The sequence below is a fragment of the Mycobacterium sp. E740 genome, from assembly GCF_001672895.1.
Lineage (GTDB): Bacteria > Actinomycetota > Actinomycetes > Mycobacteriales > Mycobacteriaceae > Mycobacterium.
This window is the reverse complement of record NZ_LZKP01000093.1, coordinates 22000-28287: the sequence shown is the minus strand read 5'-3', so window position 1 is coordinate 28287 and position 6288 is coordinate 22000. Positions and strand designations below refer to the sequence as shown.

8 protein-coding genes are annotated in these 6288 nt (G+C 68.9%); 3 read left to right on the top strand and 5 right to left on the bottom strand.

Features of this window, described 5'->3' with window-relative positions; all coding sequences use genetic code 11:
- Both A5663_RS09120 and A5663_RS09115 read right to left on the bottom strand, forming a co-directional pair.
- The coding region (locus A5663_RS09120) for a ComEC/Rec2 family competence protein (RefSeq protein WP_068147051.1) at positions 1–1220 on the bottom strand (1220 nt) is incomplete at its 3' end.
- A 5-nt stretch (positions 1221–1225) separates the two neighbouring features.
- Positions 1226–2044, bottom strand: a complete 819-nt coding sequence (locus A5663_RS09115) for a ComEA family DNA-binding protein (protein ID WP_068147031.1) — start codon at positions 2042–2044, stop codon at positions 1226–1228.
- A gap of 109 nt (positions 2045–2153) precedes the next feature.
- Here A5663_RS09115 and A5663_RS09110 point away from each other — a divergent pair, with 109 nt between their 5' ends.
- From A5663_RS09110 to A5663_RS09100, 3 genes are read left to right on the top strand one after another with little or no spacing between them, the layout of a single operon-like run.
- Positions 2154–2858, top strand: a complete 705-nt coding sequence (locus tag A5663_RS09110; protein WP_082974005.1) for a hypothetical protein — start codon at positions 2154–2156, stop codon at positions 2856–2858.
- 36 nt (positions 2859–2894) lie between these two features.
- On the top strand, positions 2895–3698 hold the full coding sequence (locus A5663_RS09105; protein WP_197503348.1) for an SDR family NAD(P)-dependent oxidoreductase: 804 nt from the start codon (positions 2895–2897) through the stop codon (positions 3696–3698).
- A gap of 24 nt (positions 3699–3722) precedes the next feature.
- A complete protein-coding gene (locus A5663_RS09100) occupies positions 3723–4775 on the top strand; it encodes a dihydrodipicolinate reductase (RefSeq protein WP_068147028.1) in 1053 nt (350 codons plus the stop codon).
- A 30-nt stretch (positions 4776–4805) separates the two neighbouring features.
- Here A5663_RS09100 and A5663_RS09095 read toward each other — a convergent pair whose 3' ends face one another.
- From A5663_RS09095 to A5663_RS09085, 3 genes are read right to left on the bottom strand one after another with little or no spacing between them, the layout of a single operon-like run.
- Positions 4806–5435, bottom strand: a complete 630-nt coding sequence (locus A5663_RS09095; protein ID WP_068147023.1) for a maleylpyruvate isomerase family mycothiol-dependent enzyme — start codon at positions 5433–5435, stop codon at positions 4806–4808.
- On the bottom strand, positions 5435–5920 hold the full coding sequence (locus tag A5663_RS09090; RefSeq protein ID WP_068147021.1) for an SRPBCC family protein: 486 nt from the start codon (positions 5918–5920) through the stop codon (positions 5435–5437). Before A5663_RS09090 ends, A5663_RS09095 begins: the two co-directional genes overlap by 1 nt.
- Entirely contained in the window at positions 5917–6237 is a 321-nt protein-coding gene (locus tag A5663_RS09085) for a helix-turn-helix transcriptional regulator (protein WP_068147017.1), read from the bottom strand. The genes A5663_RS09090 and A5663_RS09085 overlap by 4 nt, the downstream gene beginning before the upstream one ends.
- Positions 6238–6288 lie beyond the last annotated feature (51 nt).

Sequence of the window (6288 nt, the reverse complement as noted above, 5' to 3'; positions counted from 1 at the left end):
ATCGCCGGAGCCACCGCGATGTTCGCCGCGATCGACACGACGCTGAACACGCCCGCCATGCCGGCGACGAGCGGCGCGGTGACCAGTTGCGCCGCCGTGGCGACACTGACCGCGTCGGCCGCCGCCTTGGGCCAGCCGCGATCGACGAGCCGCCGCGACCACACCGGAGCGAGCACGACCAGCGCCGCCGTCGCCGACACCGACAGCGCGAAACCGACGTCGACCGCCAGCTCCGGCGATCCGATCAACAACACCAGCACGCTGGCCGACAAGGCGGGAATCGCCTGCCGCCGCCGATGTGACAAAACCGCCAGCAAGGTGATCGCCGCCATCACCGCGGCGCGCAGCACGCTGGCTGTCGGCTGCACGACCACCACGAACGCGAGCAGCGCGACCGCCGCGAGGCCGACCGCCGCCCGGGGACCGACCAGCCCCGCCGTCAACAGCACCGCACCGCACACGATCGTGACGTTCGCCCCCGAGACCGCGGTCAGATGCGTCAGGCCCGCCGCGCGGAACTCAGCCGTCGTCTGTCTCGGCACTGCCGAGGTGTCGCCGAGCACCAGCGCCGGCAGCATCGCGGCCTGGTCGGTGGGCAGTGACCGCCGGGCGGCGCCGGCGAACCCGTCGCGCACCGCCTGTCCGGCGCGGTGCAGCGCTGCGGCTTCACCGTAGGTGGGCTTCCCCAGTGCCGACAGCACAGCCACGCTCAGATCTCGGCGGGTGGGTCTGCCGATCCGGGCGCGGAACGCGACCGGCGTGCCGGCAGTCAGCTCGCCGAACTCGGCGGACCCGAAAACCACTACCATGCCCGACATTTCGTGGCCGTCCAGCGACAGCAGCGAGCCACGGAACATCGCGCGGTTGCCGCCGAGCATTCGAGGGCTCTCGCTTGGTGCGACCACGACTGCGGCGGCCGTGCCGTAGCGCTGGGTGACCGGGTGGTGGCGCAGCTCGTCGACACGCAAGCCGACCGCGAACGCGAACCCCGTCGCAATCACCGCGACCGCGACGAGACTCGCGCCGATCCCCCCGCCGCCGCCCTGCCCACGGCGACTTCTGAACCACCAACCCAGCGCCGCGGTCACCACCACCGCGCCGACAGCGGCGGCGACGGAACCGCGGATGTGCCAGACGATCCCTGCAGCGGTCACCGCCCAGCTGGTGAGCGCCGCCGGCACCAGGCGCAGATCGAGCGCAGGCGCGTCGGTGGCCGACATGGTCGTCACACGTCGACGAGGTCACGCAGTTTTTCCAGCCGCGCTGGACCGATGCCGTCCACGTCGCCGAGTTGGTCGACGCTGGTGAACCGGCCATTGGCGTCGCGCCACGCCACGATCGCCGCGGCCGTCACCGGCCCGACGCCGGGCAGCGTGTCGAGTTGTTCGACGGTCGCGGTGTTGAGGTTCACCTTCTCGCCTGACGGTCTGCCATCCCCCGTCGTCGGCGGCGCGTGTGCCGTGGGAGTCACGGCGGTGCCCGGGCTGACCGAGCTGCCCATCGCCGTCGGCTCACCCGGCGGTGCCGTGACACCGACGACGATCTGCTCACCGTCGGCGATCCGTCTGGCCATGTTGAGTCCCAGCAGGTCGGCGCCGTCCACCGGGCCGCCTGCCGCGGCGAGCGCATCGGCGAGCCGGGCGCCCGGCTCGAGCGTGACCAGACCCGGCTTGTGCACCAGGCCCACCACGCTGACGACCACCGGCTCATCGGGCGCCGGCGTGGCTGCATCCGGCGCCGGGCTCGCCGACGAAACCATCTGTACCGGTGGCAGTTTGGCCGCCGCGACCGCCGGGGTGTCATCTCGGATCAGCACGAACACCGTCACCAGCACCGCGATGACACCGACGCCGGCAAGCGCAAGGACACCGGCTCGACCCGGATCGGCACGCACGGCGGCGAGCCAACCCGCCGCACCGCCGTCGGCGCTTTCCGGCAGCCAGCGCGTCAGCGACGTGTCCGGCTGGCGGTCCTCGTCGGCGCCGGGCTCCGTATCACCGCCCAGTCTTCGCTGCAGACGATCGGCAGGCAATTCACTTCGCATGCTTGCCGAAGATAGGTGCGCCCGCCGACCGAAACGTCCCCCAGCGGCCGTCGGCGACGCGCCTGTGGATGAAATGGCCGTTGGGGATAGACGTGACTAGAGTGATGCCGTGGATCGTCGAGTGCCGATGGTCGCCGCCATCGCGTTCGCGGTGCTGTATGCCGTTGCGCTGCTGACGGTTCCGCCGCTGCCCGGCATCGACAAGCTCGGGCTCGACATCGCGGCTCACATCAACGAGCATTCCGGCGCGATGCGCACGCAGGCGCTGTTGATCGCGTTCGGGTCGCTGGCTCTCGTCGTGGTGCTCGGCCATGCTCGCGACCGGTTGTCGGGACCGTATGCATTCGTCTTCACGATCGGATCCGCCGTCGTTCTCGTGCAGATCAGCATCGCCACCTGGTTCACCGCCGGCCAGGCGTTGCATCCGGGCGAAGTCAGCCCGGGCATCGCGCGGGCGATCGCCGACACCGCCGCCATGTGGGGCCCGTTGCTCACCGTGGCCGACATCATGGTCGCCGCACCAATTCTGTTGGCGGCCAACGAAGGCCGCTTCCCGCGCTGGCTGGGTATCACAGCGGCGATCTTCGCGGTCGAGCAGTTGATCGAGACGATCACGATCATCGGCCCGCCGGGAAGCTTCATCTCGCCCGGCGGCCCGATGAACTTCTATCTCGGCGGACCACTGTTCATCCTGTTCTTCCTGGCGCTCGGTGTGGCGCTGTCGCTGCCGGCGCAGGCCCATGTTCCAGAGCACGACGCCGAGGAACCCACTGGCACGGATGCGGTCGACGCCGCCGGGGCCGACCCGGAATAGCCCGGCCGGATCCGGCCACCCACTAGCATTCCCGGGGTGGCGACGTTGCAGCGGTACACCGACCGTCGAGTGCTGATCACCGGTGCCGGGTCGGGCATCGGCCAGGCGACCGTACTGCGGATCCTCGACGAGGGCGGCACGGTCGCAGCCGCCGATGTCAGCGAGGCGGGCCTGGCCGACACGGTCGCCAAGGCAGGTGACGTCGACCGGCTCACGAGTGTGCTGCTCGACGTCGGCAGCGAGGACTCGGTGAAACAGGGGGTGTCGCGCGCGGTCGCCTCGATGGACGGGTTGGATGCGGTGGTCAACGCGGCGGGCATCCTTCGCTCGGCGCACTTCGCCGAAACGACGCTGGCCGACTTCGAGCAAGTGCTTCGCATCAACCTCATCGGGACGTTCCTCGTCACCCGCGAAGCCCTCCCCGCGCTGCGCGAGGGCACCGCGCCGGCCGTCGTCAACTTCAGCTCCACATCAGCGAACTACGCGCACCCCTACATGTCGGCCTACGCCGCGTCCAAGGGCGGCATCCAGGCCATGACCCACACGCTCGCCCTGGAGTTCAGCAAGCAAGGCATCCGCTTCAACTGCGTGCAACCCGGCTCGATCTCCTCCGGAATGACCGATGGCACCGGGCAATCCGGTCAAAGTCTCGGACCGGGACTGCCCGAAGACGCCGACTACACGCTGTTCGGCAAGATCATGCCTACGCTGCCGGTCGACGGCGACGGCATGTTCGCCAAGCCCGACGCGGTGGCGGCCGTCGTCGCCATGCTCGCCGCCCCGGAGGCGTACTTCGTCACCGGAACCGAAGTCCGTATCGACGGCGGCACCCACATGTAATTGTGTTGACACCGAGGAGATTTCGTGACGACAACTGACCGGCCGCTGCGCGTCATCCAGTGGACCACCGGCAACATCGGCCGTCGGTCGCTGCACGCGATCATCGCTCGCGACGACATGGAACTGGTCGGCGTCTACGCTCACGGCGCCGACAAGGTCGGTGCCGACGCGGCAGACCTGGCCGGCTGGCCCGAACCCACCGGAGTGACGGCCACCAACGACATCGATGCTCTGCTGGCGCAGCACCCTGACGCGTGCTGCTACAACCCACTGTGGCCCGACATCGACGAGCTGACCCGACTGCTCGAGAACGGCGTCAACGTGTGCTCGAGCGCGGCGTGGATCACCGGAGGAAAGCAGTCCCCCGAGGACCTCGACCGGATCCGGAAAGCCTGCGAGAAGGGCAATTCGACGATCTTCGGCAGCGGAGCGCATCCGGGGATCAGCAATATGGTGGGCATGGTGCTGTCCGGCGCCTGCGAACGGGTCGACGAGATCCGCGTCACCGAGTCCGTGGACTGTTCGACGTATGAGTCCGCGGGAACGCAGACGGCGATGGGCTTTTCGCAGGATCCCGACACTCCTGGGCTGGCCGAGAGCGTTCGGCGGGAGAGCGAGGTGTTCGCCGAGTCCGCGGCGATGATGGCCGACGCGATCGGCGCCAACCTCGACCGGATGACGTTCGATGTCACGTTCACTGCGGCCACGGGTGACTCCGATCTCGGGTTCATGCAGATCCCCGCCGGCACCGTCGCCGGAGTGCACGGCTATCACCGCGGCTGGGTGGGTGAGAAGAACGTCGTCAGCGTCGGATTCAACTGGATTATGGGGCAACACGTCACGCCGCCCAAGCCGCTCGAGCACGGCCACGTCATTCAGGTCTTCGGGCTTCCCAACATGCGAACGGTGCTGCACTGCCTGCCGCCCAAGGACTGGACCGAGCCGGGTTTCATGGGGCTGGGCATGATCTACACGGCGATGCCGGTGACCAACGCCGTGCCCGCGGTGGTCGCCGCCGCGCCGGGCATCGTGACGCTCAAGGACCTGCCTCCGGTCACCGGCCGCGCCGCGGTGTGAAGGCCGCGCTGCGGTGCAGACGTCCCGTACCTAGAGTCGTTGCGCCAGCGTGCTTTTGCCAGGACCGTCGAGGTCGGTGAGCGCGGCGGGTCGTCCCGTCATCGCCATCATCAGCGCCTCCCCCGGCCCGGTCACCTCCACACCGTGGCCGTGAGACCAGTCGACGTCGGTCGCGCGCAGACCCAACCCGCGGATCCGGCGCCCGGCCCCGAGTCTCGGATTGCCCGGAATGAGGGGCAGCACGCGGACGAGGCGGTCGGCGGGGATGACGCGCGGGCAGTTCAGCGCACGACGGATGTCCTGATGGTGGACGGTTGCATCCACGAAACCGATCATGCCGCCGAACCCGGCGGGCAGCCCGGTCGGATGCAGGTGCCGGTTCAGGTACGCGAGCAGTTCCCCGGGCGACAGCCCGGCGAAATCGTCGACTCCGACCTGGTTGGCGTGCACAACGCGGCCTCTGGCGAAGCGCTTCACCAACCCACCGACGCCGAGTTCGTCATAGCTGACCACATGTGCGACAACATCTTTGACGGTCCATCCGGCGCACAAGCTGGGGCGGTGCCACTGCTCGAGCTGCAGTTCGGCAAGGAACGCCGCCAGATCAGCCCGTTCAGCGCGGGCCAACTCCTTCAGGCTCGGCTGTCCGTCGGCAGGCATCACTGCGCCTCAGCGGCCAACAGGTCACCGTAGCGGCGCAGATACAGCCGCCATCCGGCCTCGCCGCCCACGCCCGAGGCGACGGAGTCCCAACCGTCACCATGCCGTTCGATGTGGCGATGTTCGAGGGTGACGCGTGTGCGTCCGTCGGATTCGGGGATGAACACGACCTCCACCTCGCTGCTCCGTGCCAGATCGGATTCGATCTGCCAGGTCGGGCCGATGTCCCACGAGAAGACGATGCGCCGCGGCGGCTCGAAGACGAGCACCCGAGCCCATGCGCACACGCTGCCGTCCTCGCCGCGGTCGTAGATGTGGCCGCCGACGCGCGGTTCGAACACCGTCTCGACGATCGGTGCACCCAGCAGGTTGTGCTCGCGCGGCTTGAAGTCGCCGAACCGCTCGGTGAACACCCGAAACGCCCGTTCGAGCGGTGCGTTGACCGTGATGTCGTGGCGGACGACCGCGGACTGGGCAGAGGTCATGATTGGTCTCCTTCGCGCTCAACTATTTCCTTGAAGCCGGCCATTGCCTGCCGCCAGAAGCGATCGAGTTCGGCCCGCATCGCCGCGAGCCCTGTCGGGTCGAGCTGGTAAACGCGGCGGGTCCCGTCGGCGCGGTCGCAGACGAGCCCGGCGAGCTTGAGCACCTTCAGATGCTGGGACACCGCGGGTCTGCTGACCGGAAGGCCACGGGCCAACTCCCCGACCGCCATCGGCCGGTGCGCGAGACGTTCGACGATCGACCGCCGGGTGCGGTCGGACAGCGCCACCCATGCATCGACATCTTGGTAAGCCGGCACGAACGGTAAGTTATCACTTACCGATGCCGTCGACAAGGGGTGCCGCGCGAC

Coding starts and splice junctions, on each gene's coding strand:
- A5663_RS09115 (WP_068147031.1), bottom strand. CDS start 2,044: ATGCGAAGTGAATTGCCTGCCGATCGTCTGCAGCGAAGACTGGGCGGT.
- A5663_RS09095 (WP_068147023.1), bottom strand. CDS start 5,435: ATGCCTGCCGACGGACAGCCGAGCCTGAAGGAGTTGGCCCGCGCTGAA.
- A5663_RS09090 (WP_068147021.1), bottom strand. CDS start 5,920: ATGACCTCTGCCCAGTCCGCGGTCGTCCGCCACGACATCACGGTCAAC.